The 17294-nt window shown below is 57.0% G+C and carries 14 protein-coding genes; 10 read left to right on the forward strand and 4 right to left on the reverse strand.

The annotated features are described in order from the left end of the window. Positions 1-176: 176 nt before the first annotated feature. From ctaE to qcrB, 4 genes are all read left to right on the forward strand, one after another. A complete protein-coding gene (gene ctaE, locus CKROP_RS03500) occupies positions 177-788 on the forward strand; it encodes an aa3-type cytochrome oxidase subunit III (RefSeq protein WP_041628783.1) in 612 nt (203 codons plus the stop codon). Positions 789-850: 62 nt separating this feature from the next. Then, the gene (qcrC, locus tag CKROP_RS03505; protein WP_081429394.1) at positions 851-1762 is read left to right on the forward strand and encodes a cytochrome bc1 complex diheme cytochrome c subunit; all 912 of its coding nucleotides are present in this window, start codon (positions 851-853) and stop codon (positions 1760-1762) included. After that, complete coding sequence (qcrA, locus tag CKROP_RS03510) at positions 1759-2994, forward strand: cytochrome bc1 complex Rieske iron-sulfur subunit (protein ID WP_012731361.1); 1236 nt, start codon at positions 1759-1761, stop codon at positions 2992-2994. The genes qcrC and qcrA overlap by 4 nt, the downstream gene beginning before the upstream one ends. Next, the gene (gene qcrB, locus CKROP_RS03515) at positions 2991-4628 is read left to right on the forward strand and encodes a cytochrome bc1 complex cytochrome b subunit (RefSeq protein ID WP_012731362.1); all 1638 of its coding nucleotides are present in this window, start codon (positions 2991-2993) and stop codon (positions 4626-4628) included. The genes qcrA and qcrB overlap by 4 nt, the downstream gene beginning before the upstream one ends. 141 nt (positions 4629-4769) lie before the next feature. Here the strand turns inward: qcrB and CKROP_RS03520 are convergent, their stop codons facing one another. Further along, positions 4770-6620: a DEDD exonuclease domain-containing protein gene (locus CKROP_RS03520; protein WP_012731363.1), complete on the reverse strand. Its 1851-nt coding sequence runs from the start codon at positions 6618-6620 to the stop codon at positions 4770-4772. 505 nt (positions 6621-7125) lie between these two features. Here CKROP_RS03520 and CKROP_RS03530 point away from each other — a divergent pair. The 5 genes from CKROP_RS03530 to CKROP_RS03550 all read left to right on the forward strand — a co-directional run bounded on the left by CKROP_RS03530 (position 7126) and on the right by CKROP_RS03550 (position 12121). Continuing rightward, a complete protein-coding gene (locus tag CKROP_RS03530) occupies positions 7126-7776 on the forward strand; it encodes a C40 family peptidase (RefSeq protein WP_012731364.1) in 651 nt (216 codons plus the stop codon). A 337-nt stretch (positions 7777-8113) separates the two neighbouring features. Next, the gene (locus CKROP_RS03535; protein WP_012731365.1) at positions 8114-9148 is read left to right on the forward strand and encodes an NlpC/P60 family protein; all 1035 of its coding nucleotides are present in this window, start codon (positions 8114-8116) and stop codon (positions 9146-9148) included. A 29-nt stretch (positions 9149-9177) separates the two neighbouring features. Continuing rightward, positions 9178-10326, forward strand: a complete 1149-nt coding sequence (locus tag CKROP_RS03540; protein ID WP_012731366.1) for a glycosyltransferase family 4 protein — start codon at positions 9178-9180, stop codon at positions 10324-10326. Between the two features lie 96 nt (positions 10327-10422). Beyond that, a complete protein-coding gene (locus tag CKROP_RS03545; RefSeq protein WP_012731367.1) occupies positions 10423-11403 on the forward strand; it encodes an ROK family protein in 981 nt (326 codons plus the stop codon). Continuing rightward, positions 11396-12121, forward strand: a complete 726-nt coding sequence (locus CKROP_RS03550; RefSeq protein WP_012731368.1) for a lysophospholipid acyltransferase family protein — start codon at positions 11396-11398, stop codon at positions 12119-12121. The genes CKROP_RS03545 and CKROP_RS03550 overlap by 8 nt, the downstream gene beginning before the upstream one ends. 137 nt (positions 12122-12258) lie before the next feature. Here the strand turns inward: CKROP_RS03550 and CKROP_RS03555 are convergent, their stop codons facing one another. From CKROP_RS03555 to CKROP_RS03565, 3 genes are read right to left on the reverse strand one after another with little or no spacing between them, the layout of a single operon-like run. Next, complete coding sequence (locus tag CKROP_RS03555) at positions 12259-13584, reverse strand: acyltransferase family protein (RefSeq protein ID WP_041628786.1); 1326 nt, start codon at positions 13582-13584, stop codon at positions 12259-12261. Further along, on the reverse strand, positions 13566-15176 hold the full coding sequence (locus CKROP_RS03560; RefSeq protein ID WP_012731370.1) for a glycosyltransferase 87 family protein: 1611 nt from the start codon (positions 15174-15176) through the stop codon (positions 13566-13568). Before CKROP_RS03560 ends, CKROP_RS03555 begins: the two co-directional genes overlap by 19 nt. Positions 15177-15182: 6 nt before the next feature. Further along, positions 15183-16679: a glycosyltransferase 87 family protein gene (locus CKROP_RS03565; protein WP_012731371.1), complete on the reverse strand. Its 1497-nt coding sequence runs from the start codon at positions 16677-16679 to the stop codon at positions 15183-15185. Between the two features lie 44 nt (positions 16680-16723). Here CKROP_RS03565 and CKROP_RS03570 point away from each other — a divergent pair, with 44 nt between their 5' ends. Next, complete coding sequence (locus CKROP_RS03570; RefSeq protein WP_012731372.1) at positions 16724-17227, forward strand: polyadenylate-specific 3'-exoribonuclease AS; 504 nt, start codon at positions 16724-16726, stop codon at positions 17225-17227. Positions 17228-17294: the final 67 nt, after the last annotated feature.

The following is a 17294-nucleotide window of genomic DNA, read 5'->3' on the forward strand; positions in this document are numbered from 1 at the left end:
GAGACAGGTGTCCGCAAAAGGGGCCGTCGGTAATAAGCGGGTTAAAGTTCCCGTTACCCCCAATAAGGGTTCCCCCCTAATTTCATCATGGTTCTGAGCTGGGATTTTAAGAGTTCCCGATACTTGCCGAAGTATAAAAGTGACCTTGGAGGGGGCTGTCAGTCATAATTACATGCGTGACGAGCGCAGTAGGAAACTCAGGTATGGCAGCACCACAGCGTGTTGCGACACTGAACCGACCCAACATGGTCAGTGTCGGAACTGTTGTGTTCCTGTCTCAGGAATTGATGTTCTTCGCTGGTCTGTTCGCGATGTACTTTGTGTCGCGCGCAAATTCCGGCGGAGATTGGCCCCCGGCGGATGTCGAATTGAACGTGCCCCTGGCTCTGTTCTTTACGATCATCCTGGTTGCGTCGTCGTTTACGGCGCAGTGGGGCGTGTTCGCGGCAGAGCGAGGTGATGTTTTCGCCCTTCGCCGCTGGTACGCCCTTTCTGCCGTTATGGGACTCGTGTTCTTGGCTGGTCAGGTCAACGAATACACGCACCTCGTCCTTGACGGAACAACGATCCAACACAGTGTGTACGGTTCGTGTTTCTACATCACGACCGGTTTCCACGCTGTCCACGTCTTCGCCGGGATCCTGGCCTTCGGGATCGTGCTCTTGCGTACCTACAAAGCCAAGTTCACTCCCGCCCAGGCGACAGCGTCCATCGTCGTGTCTTACTACTGGCACTTCGTTGACGTTGTGTGGATTGGGCTGTTCATCACTATCTACTTCATTCAGTAGGCCGGGCCTGGCCTTATTGGCCACCACACCGCCCTCACTTTCCATGACGACATAAAGGGAAAATGATGGTTAACTCCAACAATTCCGGCACGTTGTCGGGTTCCGCGGTGGAGACCGGAACCGACACCGTGCGCCACGCCAAGAAGGTCCGTGGCCGCCGAAAGTTACGTCGTACTTTTGCTAGTACGGCAGCTTTGGCCCTCGGCCTTACTGGCGCAGGTTTTCTCGCTGATGCCCTAACCCCTGACGCTCAGACTGCCAACGCTGATAAAGACCAGGCAGCCCTCGTCTCGCAGGGTAAAGATATTTACGACGTTGCATGTATCACCTGCCACGGCGCCAATCTCCAGGGCGTCAAAGACCGTGGCCCAGCACTCACCGGTGTTGGCGCAGGCGCTGTGTACTTCCAGGTGCACTCCGGCCGCATGCCGATGACCCGCAACGAAGCCCAGGTTGAGCGTAAGAAAGCCCGTTACTCAGAAGAAGAGACGCTGGCTTTGGCAGCTTACGTGCAGTCCCGCGGTGGTGGACCGGACATCGTTCACGACCAGGACGGGAACATCGCTATGGAGTCTCTCCGTGGCGAACACTACGACGGAAACATCAAGGCTGAGGACGCCGCTCGCGGTTCTGATTTGTTCCGTTTGAACTGTGCATCGTGCCACAACTTCACCGGTAAGGGCGGCGCGCTCTCCGGTGGTAAGTACGCACCTGATCTTGATCCTGCCAATGAGCAAGAGATCTACCAGGCGATGTTGACCGGCCCTCAGAACATGCCGAAGTTCTCCGATCGCCAACTGACCTCAGACCAGAAGAAGGACATTATCGCCTTCATCAAGTCTCAGCAGGACACCCCGACACAGGGCGGATACGGTCTGGGCGGTATTGGTCCAGTCACTGAAGGTTTGTTGATGTGGATCGGCGGCGTCACCGTTATGGTCTGCGCGGCACTATGGATTGGAACGCGGTCATGAGTGACAAGATAACGAAGAAATACACGTCCGAAGAGCTAGCCGCCATGAGCAATGACGAGCTCGCTCGCCTCGGCACCGAGCTTGACGACGTTACCGTTGCTTACCGTAAACAGCGTTTCCCCATGGACAACGACCCTGAGGAGAAACGTGCCGCCCGCAGCGTCGGCTTGTGGTTCCTTCTAGGCGCAGTCTTCGCCATTGCGTTTATCGCTGTTTACCTGTTCTGGCCCTGGAAGTACAAGGGGCTAGGGGAGGACGGCCTCTGGCTCTACTCCCTCTACACTCCGCTATTCGGGGCGTGCATGGGCTTGGCGATCCTCTGCCTCGGCATCGGAGCGGTCAAGTTCACCAAGAAATTCATCCCCGAGGAAATTTCCGTTCAGCGTCGTCACGACGGCCCGTCGGATGAAGTTGATCAGAAGACCCTCGTGGCTCTGCTCAACGATTCCTGGGAAACATCCACCCTTGGTCGCCGCAAGGTGCTTAAAGGCATCATGGGAACCGGCGCCGTTGCTGCAGGGCTCGCCTTAATCTTCCCGATCGGCGGGATGATTAAGAACCCCTGGAAGCCCAAGGCTAAAGGCATGGACGTCCAGGGTGACGGCACCCTGTGGACGACGGGATGGACCCCCACGGAGAAGGGGAAAAAAGTTTACCTAGGCCGCGACACCGGCGTCACAGCTGAAAAGCACGAAGGTGGCTATGAGGCTACTGGCGAGACGTACGAGACTCGTGGCGTTACCCGCTTGGTGCGGCTTCGCCCTGAGGACCTGAACGCTGGGGCCATGGAAACGGTCTTCCCGCTTCTCGAGGATGTCGTCAACGACCACGACAAATACGACAAGAACGCCGATGTGTACGAGGCGCACATGGAGTCCATCCATGGTTCGCGTAACTCGGTCATGTTGATCCGTCTGCGCCACAGTGACGCCAAGCGCGCCATTCAGCGTAAGGGGCAGGAAGACTTCCACTTCGGCGATTACTACGCCTACTCGAAGATCTGCACGCACATTGGCTGCCCGACATCGCTGTACGAGCAGCAAACCAACCGAATTCTTTGCCCGTGCCACCAGTCACAGTTCGACGCGTTGCACTACGGCAAGCCAGTCTTCGGCCCAGCTGCACGTCCTCTTCCGCAACTGCCCATTGCTGTGGATGACGAGGGATTCCTTTACGCAAAGGGTAACTTCGTTGAATCCGTCGGCCCGGCCTTCTGGGAGCGTCGTTCATGACCACTAAGACTTATCCATCGCACATGGCGCAAGCCGCGCGGAACATGGATGACCGCTACACCATGTCCTCCGGGGTTCGGCGCCAGATCAACAAGGTATTTCCGACCCACTGGTCGTTTATGCTTGGCGAAATTGCTCTGTACTCTTTCGTCATCCTCCTCCTTTCCGGAACCTACCTGACCCTGTTCTTCGACCCGTCGATGAGCAAGGTCATTTACGACGGTGCCTACGCACCGCTCAACGGCGTGGAAATGTCCCGCGCCTACGAGACAGCCCTTAACCTCTCCTTCGAGGTCCGCGGTGGTCTTTTCATCCGACAGATCCACCACTGGGCAGCCTTGATGTTCGCCGTGTCTATTACGGTGCACATGTTCCGTATCTTCTTCACCGGAGCATTCCGTAAGCCACGCGAAGCCAACTGGGTTATTGGTTGTGTGCTTCTGCTCCTGTCGGTGGCCGAGGGCTTCATGGGCTACTCGCTGCCGGACGACCTCCTGTCAGGTGTTGGTCTCCGTATTATGTCGGCCATCATCCTGGGTCTCCCGATCATCGGTACCTGGCTGCACTGGATGATGTTCAACGGTGATTACCCGGGTGACATCATCATTGACCGTCTGTACATTGCACACGTGCTCATCATTCCGGGTATCTTGCTGGCATTGATTGCTGCGCACCTTGCCCTGGTCTGGTACCAGAAGCACACGCAGTTCCCCGGACCTGGACGGACGGAGAATAATGTTGTGGGCGTGCGAATTCTCCCCGTCTTCGCCGTCAAGAGTATCGGTTTTGGCCTCATCACCTTCGGTGTTCTGGCTCTGCTCGGCGGCATTTTCCAGATCAACGCGATCTGGAACTTGGGTCCATACAACCCGGCTCAGGTGTCAGCAGGTTCTCAGCCTGATATTTACATGCTCTGGACAGATGGTGCTGCACGTGTCATGCCTGCGTGGGAGTTGTACATCGGTCGGTACACAATCCCGGCTATCTTCTGGGTAGCGATCATGCTGCTCGTGCTGGTTGTGCTGCTGGTTACGTACCCGTTCATCGAGCAAAAGCTCACTGGCGACGACCTGCACCACAACCTGTTGCAGCGCCCCCGCGATGTTCCGGTTCGTACGTCGCTCGGCATGATGGCCATCAGCTTCTACTTCCTGTTGACCATCTCTGGTATGAACGACCTGATCGCTTACCACTTCCAGATCTCGCTGAATGCTATGACGTGGGTTGGACGTATCGGTCTCGTTATCGTTCCGCCGATCGTGTACTACTGCACGTACCGTATTTGCCTCGGCTTGCAGCGCTCAGACCGTGAGGTCCTGGAACATGGCGTCGCAACCGGCACGATCGAAGTTCTGCCTTCAGGTGGGTTCATTGAAGTTCACCAGCCACTAGGCCCGGTTGATGAACACGGCCACGCCGTACCGCTTGAATACGAAGGTGCCCCGGTTCCGAAGCAGATGAACCAGCTCGGTTACTCCGGCCACCCGGGTCGCGGCACGTTCTTCACGCCGGATTCGCAAGACATAGCGGACCGTGCGGAAGAGATCGAGCATGAGAATGAGCGCGAACAGAAAGAGATGCTCGAAGAGCTGCAGGCGCGTAACCGCGAGCAGTATAAGGACGACGATAAGTAATAACCCGGGCATTCCACGGAGTGGGTCCGCCGAGCAGTGAGTCTCGGCCCCGCACCGCGGTGTGCAAAGGTAATTTCACGCGCACGTCACTAGCCCCGCTTTCCTTAACAGGGAAGCGGGGTTTCGCGTATATCTATTCCGTTAGCTCTCGGTGGCCTTCTGAGCTTTATCTATCCAGGCGGCAAATCGTCCAGCGCCCAGGACCGGCATGAACCATCCCTCGCAGCCAGGACCTGGCCGCACTCCGGGTTTTTCCATCCACCGCCGGATCACGCGTAATTGTTCAATGCTCGCCCCTCCGAGCGGGGAAGAATCCGGCTCAACATGCGTGGCATGGGCGAGGAGCAAATCCACCGCGTTCCCATGAGCGCCTCCTCTGGCAACGTGCCCCGCGCTCGCCAGCCGCCCGTAACGGACGACGGCAAGGTTCCATCCACCTTCGCCATCAGGCGCTGTCAACCTCATCTCGGGAGTTGCGGCGAGCGCGCGGTAGGCCTGCGCGGTGGCCGTCGTCGATAGTAAGGCTGCAACGGCATCCCGCGTGAGAGCTGCGCGCTGGAAACGACCGTCCGACGCCAAGTCGGTGACCACATTAATTAATTGTTGGTAGTAGTCAGGTCTATCCCTTTGACTTCGGTTGTTCTCCTCCAGGTTCTGAAGAGTGTATGAATGATCGCCGGTTGGGATGTCATTGGATGCGGTAGCTGGGGCGGAAGTGGCGACGTCGTCGGTATCTAAGACTCCCTCAGGGTTTAAGAAGGCAGCAATACGTTCCTCTGCAGTCGATAACGACGGTGGCCAATGAATGGCCTGGTCGACGTGGAGCCCGGATGCTGTCGGAGCTCCAATGCCCAGCAACCGTGCCGCAGTCGTCGCTTTTTGGCGCGTCCGAAAGGGACCGAGAGCATTAGGAGAGCGGGGATCGCGCGAGATAGTGGCTCGCGAAACGTCGTGCGCGCGCGGACGAGCCCCGGAAATCCACCAATACTGCCGCGGTTCCTTAGAGCGTCGGTTGAACGGCGGGCGGAATTTAGCGATCAGCGTTGCTTCTCGAACCTCAGCCTCAAATCCGTGTGCACATTCGATCGTGTCGATGTTCCGAGTCTGGGGAAGAAGATGCGGGATCAGGCGTCGTTTGTCATTGCCATTTATATATTGTCTGAGCCGACGGCGGAGGTTCACTGCCGTACCTATATATAACGGTTCACCCGAGTGTGAACGGAAAATATAGACGCCTGGGCTGGAGGGGACGTTCTCAATGAGGCGGCGGTAGCGGTTGGGAGACGGCGAAATCGACGTGGCATCGGGGGTCGGTACCTGGAAGACCGACGCACCAGCGGCCCCACGACTGGGGCGCGTGGGAATATCCCCGACATGAATGATGTCGTGGGACCCGAGCTCCTCAAGAAGACCGTGGAACACAGTCACTGTGGCTAGTGCGTCATCGAGCGCGCGGTGCGTGGGGGTCGTCGTGGCGTGAAAATGACGCGCGAGAGACGACAGTTTGAATGACCCGACGGCACAGCGGTCCAGCATCGTTCGGGCAAGGACCAATGTGCACAGGTGAGTTGGCTGTGGCCACGTGATGTGTGCGCGCATTGATGCAGCTTGGAGGAAACCAATATCGAAGCGGGCGTTATGGGCGACAAGAACCGTCCCGCGTGCAAACTCAAGGAAATCCTTGACTGCCTGCGCTTCTTTTGGTGCTCCATTAACATCATCGTCACTGATTCCAGTGATATTCGTGATGAGCGGGGGGATGAGCCGACCCGGATCGACGAAGGTAGAAAAGCGGGAGATTTCCTCGCCGCCATGAATCTTCACCGCTCCGATTTCGATGATGCGGTCCTCGTGCGCGGACAAACCCGTGGTTTCGAGGTCCACGACGACGAATGTTGTGTTGACGATCAGGGAGTCGGCGATGTCCTGGTTGAATGTCGGAGAAACGGGGAAATGCGCCTGCACGTCAGATGACGGGTGTTCTGAATTCACGGAGTCACCATGATGTGGGACGAGTGATGTGCGGGCGCGGTTCACAGTGAGAGGGTACAACGCTCATGGGACACAGAGGTATGCGGCAAAGCCGGGGAGAGTCATAGTTCGAGTAGCGACGAAATATATGTGCGATGTGGCCCATCGAAGGCTGAAACGCGTGAGTTCTGTGGGAGAGATGAGGTTTCATGACAAAACTATGGTAGATATCACATTTTGGGTTATTGGGAGCATCGTTCCGGGGAGCCTTAGAGTGATTGGTAGCTCTCATGTTGAGGTATTTTCCCAGCGCAAGAGGGTCTTGTGGGTTAAGGTAACCATGGCGCTGTAGAAGGTGGCTCGAAAATAACGTTTCGGTTACAGAATGGCGGTTGGGGTGAATGAACCCCCTGCCCGGGTTTCGAGTTGGACATAGACCGTATCCATTTCGTAATCTTTTCGAGACATTACAGAGCGGCGGGTGCCGCCTGAGATTTGACCGTCGACACGCATCGGAGAAACACGAATGGCTAACCGTAGCCGCTTGAGCGCTTCCACCGGCCGCAAAATTGCTGCAGTTTCTGCTGTGGGTTTGAGCGCGACTACCGCAATCGCAGGCGCTGCCAACGCATCTGCTGCTGAGGTTCAGATTCCTAACACTCAGTACACGGTCACTGTTCCGGACCAGATTCAGCAGGCACAGGACGCGCTGAACAAGCAGATCCACGACTACATGTCGCAGGCTAACATCCCGAACGCCGACGCTACTGCCGCAAACATTGGGGGCGCACCGGCTGAAGCTCCGGCCATCGGTCCGATCGAGACCTTGCGCAGCGTTGGCCAGAAGATTGCCGACGCCGCTCAGTCCAAGCAGGGATCCCCTTACGCGTGGGGAGCTACCGGCCCCGCAGCGTTTGACTGCTCGGGTCTCGTGAAGTGGGCCTACGACCAGGTTGGCATCGCCATCCCGCGGACCTCGAACTCCCAGCTGGCGGGCGGCGCCCCTGTTGCGCTCGACGCGCTGCAGCCCGGTGACATCGTCGGCTTCTACGGCGGAAACCACGTCGGCGTCTACGTCGGTGGCGGCAACGTCGTTCACGCTCCGCAGGAAGGTCAGACCGTGTCTGTCGTTCCGCTGAGCTCCATGCAGGCCTACTCGGCTGCCCGCTACGCGTAACGCGAACTGTTGAGCCCGGCACGAGCTTGTTACACACGGCCGGCTGTAGTGGCTAAACACCTTCCGGCTGCTTAAGTACAGCTGAGGATTAAAGCGCCCTGGTGATCTGGGCGCTTTTTGTTATATTAAAGAACCGACGAGATCTGGCGGGCTCGGTGCTGGTTCGCGCGGCATGGGCGACATCGATAGGGTTGGTTAATCCTGGTAGGTATTAACCGCATTGGTCACACGGTTAACTTTATTAACATTTTGACTGGTCAAGGTGATTTTTTGACGCGGAACTGGTAAAAGTATCATCGTGCGTCTCACTATGGTTTTGCCGTCGCGGTGTACTCGAATGGTGGTAGCTGCGGCCTCCCTCCCAGCCTTTCTTGCCATTCCGGTAGTTGGCCAGATTCCCGCTCATGCCGACCCTGCCCCCTCGGCAGCGACACCGGCGAATAAAGACGATCTTTTCGCGCAGATGTCTGAGGTTTCGCGCGAAGCCGAGCAGACGTCGGAAAAAATTAAAGAGCTTGAAGAAAAGATTAAAGGCGCTGATCAAACGCTGAAAGAAGCTCAGCACGACGTCGATAGCAAGTCGGACGCGGCACGGACGGCGTCGGATAAAGCTAACGCGATTCGCTCCAAGGTGGATCAGATTGCGTTGTCGCGCTACCGGCAAGTCAGCATTGACCCCACCACAGCCTATATCGGTGCAGCGAACCCGCAGGACGCTATCGACCGGGCATCGTATATCAGCGCCCTTGCCACCGGACGGCAAAATACGCTCGATCAGTACCGACGTGAGTCAAGCGCGGCGAACAAAGAACGAGATGTCGCGGCAAAAGCCAAAGACGCTGCTCAGAATGCCTCTGATGAGTTGAATAAGCAGGAAAAAGAGCTGCTCGCCAAGCAGGACGAGCTTAAAGCTCAGACTGCCCGAATTAAGGCTGCGATCGATAACCTCTCCGCTGAAGAGCGTCGGCGGTGGGAAGATAAGAACAACCCGATTCGCATGGGTAAGGACCAAATCAAGGCTGCCCAGCAATCAGCTAATGCTGCTGTCAACGCGGCCCTATCGAAGCTCGGTGCTCCGTACTCATGGGGCGCGGCTGGGCCGAATGAGTTCGATTGTTCAGGCCTGGTGTACTGGTCGTACCGTCAGATGGGGAAGACCATTCCTCGCACGTCCGGCGCTCAGATGGCTGGCGGAACGCCCGTGTCCATGAATGATCTTCAACCTGGTGACGTCATCGGATACTACCCAGGGGCCACCCACGTCGGTCTTTATATCGGCAACGGCAAGGTCGTCCACGCCGCCGATTACGGCATCCCTGTGCAGGTTGTCGGAGTGAACTCGATGCCTGTGTACGGGGCCCGTCGCTACTAGAGCAGCGATGTTTCATAGAATGTGAGCCCATGGGTCACTCTCGTCGGGTCTTGCTCGTCACCAATGATTTCCCACCGACAGTGGGTGGGATTCAGACGTACCTTCACGAGTTTGTTCAGACACTCGACCCCGACCAACTGATCGTTTTTGCCTCCACTCAGGATGAAAGCGCAACTCAGGCGTTTGACCGCGACGCTCCGTTCGCCATCATTCGTTGGCCGCGTCGGGTTATGCTGCCCACCCCAATGACAGCCCGACGGATGCAAGAGATCATCCGCGCCTGGTCAATCGACACCGTGTGGTTCGGTGCGAGCACGCCGCTCGCCCTCATGGCCTCAGCTGCTCGTCGAGCGGGTGCTCGAAGGATCGTGGCGTCGACGCATGGCCATGAGATTGGTTGGTCGATGGTTCCAGGGGCACGGCAAGTCCTTCGTATGATCGGCGGACGTGTCGACATGCTGACCTACGTGTCCAAATATGCCCAGATGCGAACACGTCGTGCTTTCGGTCTCCACCCAGCGTGGTCATCGCTCCAACCTGGGGTTGATATCGCCCGTTTCTCGCCGAATAAGGAGGCGGGTGACCGTGTTCGTCGGCAATACGGATTGGGTGACGCGCCCCTCGTTGTATGTATTTCGCGGATTGTGCCGCGAAAAGGGCAAGACATGCTTGTGGAAGCTCTCCCCGGCATCCGGAAGCGTATCCCCACAGCGAAACTTCTTATTGTTGGCCCGGGGAAGGGTAGAAAGTCGCTCATCGATCGCGCATCGGCGTTAGGTGTCAGCGATTCGCTCATTACGACGGGCCCCGTTCCCTTCGATGCCTTACCGGATTTTTATCGGTGCGCTGATGTCTTCGCGATGCCGGTCCGCACGCTCGGCGGCGGACTGGACGTTGAGGGGTTGGGCATCGTTTTTCTTGAAGCCCAAGCATGCGGCGTGCCTGTGGTCGCAGGAGACGGTGGTGGAGCACCAGAGACAGTCCGTCCCTCGGAAACGGGGATCGTCGTCAATGGTCGACGTGTCGATGAGATTGTGGATGCTGTCGCAGGGTTGCTTGCTGAACCGGGACGCGCTGCAGCGAAGGGACAGAAGGGCCGCGAATACATCCAAAAGGAGTGGTCGTGGTCCGTGAGAGGGCCGCAATTGGCCCAGGTTTTATTCGACGGGCTAGATTGAATAAGTTAGCCATTCGCCAGTTACGTCGTCGGAAGTAGGCCATTATCCACGGGCTGAGACGATTCTTTCTTCGGCGGTCCTCAACGAAAGGTATTGATGTCCGATCACGCTTCTGTCCGGCCGCTTACTGTCGGCTTTGATATTGGTGGTACGAACCTGCGTGGTGCGGTTGTTACCGACGAGGGGACAATCATCGATTCGGAGCAAATCCCGACTCCGGCTTCATCACATGCGCTGGAAGACGGTGTGGTGCAGATTGTCCGACACTTACAACGCCGGCACCACATCGCTGCGGTAGGGATGGCAGTCGCCGGATTCTTGACGCCGGACTGTCGAACAGTCCGGTACGCACCCCACCTTCCCTGGCGCGATGCGAAGGTGGTCGACCGTCTGGAGGAGCGGCTTCGTCTTCCCGTCCGCTTGGAGCACGACGCTAATTCTGCCGCGTGGGGCGAGTATCGCTACGGCAGCGCCTATGACGAGAACAATTGGGTGCTCTTTGCCATCGGAACCGGTATTGGCGGTACGTTGATGGTGAACGGCGAGATCTATCGGGGAGCGTACGGCACCGCGCCCGAGTTCGGTCATATCTGCGTAGTCCCCGATGGTCGTCAATGCTCATGCGGTAAGCGGGGTTGCCTGGAACGCTACTGTTCCGGGACAGCAATGGCGACGACCGCTCGCGAAATGATCGGTTCCCATACTGACTTAGACTCTGACCTACTTCGCGACTACCGGACCCGCCCGGATGAAATCACCGGCCGGCATGTCTCTCTCGCTGCCCGAGAAGGGGATCCCCTAGCGAAGCTCGTGGTCGATGACTTTGGCCTGTGGTTGGGCCGAGGTCTGGCCATGGTCCAGGACTTTTTCGACCCGTCCCTGATCGTCATCGGGGGTGGCGTTTCCACCGACTCTGCTCTTTTTATGTCCCGTGCTCTTCGGGCTTATGCCGATAATGTGGTGGGGGCAGGGCATCGGCCACTCGCGGAGATCAAAACGGCAACATTAGGGGCAGAAGCCGGTATGATTGGGGTCGCTGATTTGGCTCGAGATAGCTTCAAGGAAAGTCATGCATAATCGCTGGTATTGGACATTTAAATACATTCTCTTCGGTCCTTTTCTTCGGGTATGGAACAGGCCGTTTACGAAGAACATCGACCGGATCCCCTCGGAGGGCCCAGCGATCTTGGCTAGCAATCACCTCTCGGTGATGGATTCGTTTTATCTTCCGCTGCTATGCCCCCGCCAGATCACGTTTCTTGCTAAGAGTGAGTATTTCACGACGCCGGGGCTCGTCGGCCGGATCCAGGCCTGGTTTTTCTCGTCGGTGGGGCAGTACCCGATCGACCGCTCTTCCGGTCAGACGGCTCAGGACGCGTTGAACGCGGGGCTGAAGGTGGTTGGCCGTGGCGATCTGATGGGCATGTACCCGGAGGGAACTCGGTCGCCTGATGGTCGTCTCTACCGCGGAAAAACAGGGATCGCGCGATTGGCATTCGAGTCGGGGCAGAAGGTTTATCCCGTCGCGATGATCAACACGCGGAAAGCTAACCCGATTGGCTCCCTATTCCCGCGCCCAGTTCGCGTCGGAGTCTCTGTGGGGGAGCCGCTTGATCCTCTGGACTACATGCATATTGAGGACGAATACGAGCGCCTCAGGACATTTACCGACGACATTATGGAGTCTCTCCATGAACTCGGTGGCCAGGAGTATGTCCATGACTTTTATGCAGCGGATGTGAAAGCTGCCTTGAATGAGGGTAAAGGCTACTTGCGGGGGAGCGAGCCTAAGTAAGATCCTCATGCTCGCGGATTAACCAGTTTGACGACGTTGGCCGTGCCGCGGTGCAGTTGGCCCGCTGGTCTCGTCCAAACCGGGCCACGCCAACATTGGTCGCGTCAACGGCGGCTACCTCAACGGGCTCCTAGCCATTACGTCATCGTCGACGGTGGCGTATTACGATGCCGATGCTGCCTTGCGTTCCCTGAGGGGAAATGGAAAAAGGGGATTGACGGGCGAATCGTCCAGCCGACGACGGGCAAGCGCTTACATTGCTCGACGACCCACCCCGACGCCAGGCACAGGATGAAGAGTCCGATGATGCACACCATTCGGACGTTGTCATTGGCGTTGGTCACGTCCTCGCGGATGCCGTAGACATAGAGGGCGCGATCCCACGTCAGGTTCATCGCGGTCATGTGGAACAGATAGATGACCAAAGTCCGCTGCCCTATGTATTGCAAGGGGCGCGCTAGAAGGGGGATCTGTGCCACGAGCGCACAAACCAAGATTGATAACGGAAGTGCCCCCAGTGCTCGGATGGACGAAAACAGAACATCGAGCTGGCCAGCATCGTTGTGAGCAATTCCCATCTCGACGAGGTGATCGTAGCTTTCGCCGAAATGTGAATAAGCCACTTTCGTGCACCAAAAGAGAGCGAAGCTTCCTCCCCACCACCAGGGTGACCGCCATTTCCGCGCGAGCGCCAGCAATGCTGGCCGCATAAAGACGCCGACGAAATAGACTGGCATGTAATTGAAAATGTGCGACTGCGTCGGCGTGACAGGGTTGTACATCTGCCACAACCAGGGAAGAACGCTGACCGCCAGCGCCCAATGATCAGGCAACCACTTTGTCACCCAGACGGCCAAAGTGAAAAGAACTAAGCAGTGGAGGAACCAGAGGCCACATTCGCCGTGGATAACTGAGGTGACAATTTCGTGAGTATCTATCCCAAAATTGTTGGCCCACATTTTGGACCAGAGTTCCAGGGGCGTCCACACGAGGTAAGGGATCAGCAAAAACCGGAGACGCGAGTGCCAGAGTTCGCCGAGCGTCTGACGTCGGACCTTATACGAAAACAGACCGGACACCATGAAGAACATAGGCAGGCGTACCGGCCCCAACCAGTCATTGACCGCGTTAGCAGCGGTGTACACGCCGTCGGGAGTGTAAATCGTGGCATGGAGAAAACACACACCCAAGATCGAGATGCCTTTGCCGATGTCCGGCCAGAGGAGTCTCTGTTTCTTGCGCGGTGCGGGCGTTTCTGTCGTGTCAGTTCTCGACGCGGTCACTGCGCTATCCGAACTTTGTGCTGCAACCTCGGACTCAGGTCGTGACGACGCACCAGCAGAGGAAGATTCTGTACCGTCGTGAGGTGCTGACGTTGAGTCTGCTGTGTTGCTTGCCGCACCGCGGGTAGCGGGTGTGCTGCGACGCGAATGAGACAGACGTGTCACCGATGAAGCTGACATGTACGTGTGTTTCTCCTCCGTCGTTGGGCCGGTGACCAGGCTACAGAAGCCAAGGTGACAAATGCGAATCCAGCCCACACGACATAGCTATTTTCTAGACACCCGATGAACACCGAAAAGAACGTGCCCGTGACGTTATCGATGAAGCCACCATGGGAGAGCGCCTGGTCGAAAACCTCTGGTCTGGGGGCATCCACCAACCGTGACACCAGAGGCGCCCACCATACAGTTCCCATCAGGAAAATTCCTGAACCGGTCCTAGTTAGTATTGCATACCATTTGGCTCGACGAGACCTGGAATGCTGACTGCTGTGAGCAGAGTCCACCGCATCAGAACCCGTCGTGGCGGGAAGATTACTGCTCCCAGTGATAGTGAACAGGGTGACTATGGCCGGTAAGGCCCATACCCAGTGATGTGTCCAACTGACCGGTGAGGCGAGGAGCCCGAAAAGCCCCACCGCGGAGGGAAGAATAGGCCGACCAGTATTGATCTGGCCTGAGCTTTGGACGTCATTGTGGCGACGACGGTTCGTTGCGATGAGGAGAGCCGCCAGGACAAACACAACCAGCGCCCAGACGATGGCCATTGGCCGCGACGCACCAGCAGCCGCATGAGAGTCAGCCACTGACGTGGCGAGTCGTCCCAACGTCCCCTTAACCGATTGGTTGGAAATAATTGTCGGGTCGCCGATCCGATCCGTCGCCCACAACACATGACGGAAGTAAACCCAGGTGTCATGGGGGACGATTAACGCACCTACGCCAGTTGCCACCATCGCGGAGACCGCGCACCGCGCTGTTGACCAGGCATCCCGGCGAAGAAGCGGAACCAGAATGAAAACGGCAGGAGTTAGCTTGATGGCAGCAGCGCAACCTGTCAGCACACCTGCCACTGCGCGACGTCGGGACCCTGGTGGAGCTTCGGAAAGAATCCACCAATCAACCACAACCATGAGCAACAACACTGAATTGATCTGCCCAAAAGACAGCGTCGCACGGGCTGGTTCCGATACGACGACCGCGGCGGCCGCGAGATACCGCCACTGGATTCGCCACCCTTGTGTGAGAATTGAGGTGGTGAGAAGAAGTGCGCCGAGGGACAGCACAGAATGAAACACCATCCCGACGACGGTGGGTAGAACAAGTAGCCCCACCATCACGCATGCGGCAAAAGGGGGATAGGTGAAGGGGAGAGAACGCTCGCTAGTTGAGAAAGTACCGTCATATAATGCGTGATGATGAACAATCGCACGGGCACCCGCTCGGTAAACCTCGAGGTCAACGAGGTTTCGCGGGGTCAACACAATCCTTGAAGAGTCGCCCAGGTGGAGACTGTATCCGCCACCATTGGAATAGGCAGAGCTATCAAGATCACGTGTGAAACGTAGCGTCCACAACGTGAAGAACAGCGATACACATGACAATCCGCCGACGAGGACCCAGACCCAACCCCATATAGTTGAGCCAGGCCTTTGGCCCGAACCCTGCGTCACTCGTCGGCTATCGATGGTGTGCGTGGAGTCTTCTCTGTCGCCGTTGGCTGTGTCGGACGGGCGTGGTGGACGTCGGAACCCTGTGAATGAGAAAGCCACAGGCTACTAGCTTTTCTCAGTGGTAAAAGCTCGTGGGAATAATGCCATCGCAATCAGGAAGAGGAAGCCCCACAGAACATAGTCGCTTCCGACAATCTTTTGAATCAAAGACCACTGAAGCTCCTGGTTTTCCGAGTTGGGGAAGAACCAATGGAATGGCGTGACCGTGGAGATCATCAAGCCCACTACCGCAACAACCCACAGCACATTGTTCTGCCAGCGAGGAATAATGTGCCGCGAATTCCAAGCCGCATTCATGGTCACAATGACGAATGGCAAGAACCAAACCCAGTGGTGCGACCACGAGACAGGGGAGAGCAGGAGAGCAACAAGGCTGGTGGCAGCCACTAATGCGATGGTGAAACTCTGACCGTCGTAGCGGGGGCCGGTGGCGGAAAGCCGATTGTCCGCGCCGGGATCAACGGGATCGGAGTGAAGCTTCGACGCCGTACGTATCAGGCGCAGCATGGCAGTGAGGATGAGCCCGAATGTCAGCACACTAAGGACAATCCACCACCGAGACTGGAGAGTGTCGTCATTCGTAAAACGGGCGATCATTCCTCGTAGAGACTGGTTACCGGCATAGGCCAACCCCCCGATCCGATCAGGATTGTGAATTTCGACGGTCCAATAATCTTTTGAATCGTGGGGGAGAATTGCCCAGCCGATCGTGGTCCAGGCCACTCCAGAGAGGGCGCAGGTGATGGCTGATTTCCAATCTTTTTTGACGAGGAAGAAGAGGCCAAACACGGCGGGCGTTAATTTGATGGCGGCTGCTAATCCGATAAATATGCCTCGAGGCCAGCGAGTGCGCTTCACGGCGGTATCCAGCAGCACAAGGGCCATAAGGAAAACGTTGATCTGACCGAAACTTAATGTGTGCGTAAAAGGCTCGCTCAGGAGAACCAACGGAAGAATCATGTAGGACAGCCACCCCGCCCGCTTAAATGAGCTGGTCATGGTCTGCTGAGCCGATTTACCGTCGGCACCGGACGTGCGCACAGGGTCCGTGAAGTGGTTAATCAGAACCGCACCACACCACCAGGTCATCGCCGCCGTGGCGAAAACCATTAACAGGGTGTCAGTTGTGAGCGAAAACCACGTCAGCGTACTGAAGAGGATGGCCGCCAGGGGAGGGTAGGTGAATGGAAGATTAATGCCGCGCACAGGATAATCGCGGTCATAAAGCCCGAAACCGCGGACAAAAGCCTGTCCTCCTGACCGATACACATCGAGGTCGATGTGGTAGCGAAATTCTCCGTCGCCGAACACATCGAAGAAGTGGTAGTACAGAACGAGCCCGAGAACGGCGGTGACCACGAGCCGGCCCACCCATGTCTCAGATAAAAAATGTACGATTCGTTCACAACTACCGCGGACACGCATGGCCTCAGAGTCTACCTGGCATCCCAGTCGTGGCGGAACCTCACTGATCGGCACCCCCGGTCGGTCTTTTTCATTGTTGATGTTCGTTGCCAACGATGGCCACCGTCGTTCAGACACAGAACAACCTGAACACGTTATCCATGACGTACTAACCTTGTCATATGGATTATTTTTATGACACCGAATTTATTGAAGATGGTCAGACCATAGATCTCGTCTCTATTGGCATTGTTGCCAGTGACGGCCGTGAATATTACGCAGTATCTACCGACGCCGATCTCTCCCGCGCCAATCCGTGGGTGAAGAAGCACGTGTTGCCGCATCTCCCGAACCCGTCGTCGCCACTATGGAAAAACAGATCGACGATCCGGCGCGATTTAGAAGAGTTCTTTGGCGACGACGACCATGTTCGTTTGTGGGCGTGGGTGGGGGCGTATGACCACATCTGTTTGGTTCAGCTGTGGGGCATTATGCAGGACCTGCCGAGGAATATCCCCAGGTTCACCCGAGAGATGAAGCACGCGTGGGTCTTCGTCGGCAAGCCAGCTCTGCCTCCGGTCCCGGAAAACGCACATGATGCCTTAGCTGATGCGCGGCACAACGTCGCCAAGTTCAAAGTGTGTGCGCGGGTCTTTAAAGAAAAAACGGGAATGGAATTGAAGTAGGGGCAGGCATCAAGGGAGAGTCGTCACCATTCTGGGGTAACTCGCTGGCTTTTCAGTACATAACGCA

The organism is Corynebacterium kroppenstedtii DSM 44385, from assembly GCF_000023145.1.
Lineage (GTDB): Bacteria > Actinomycetota > Actinomycetes > Mycobacteriales > Mycobacteriaceae > Corynebacterium > Corynebacterium kroppenstedtii.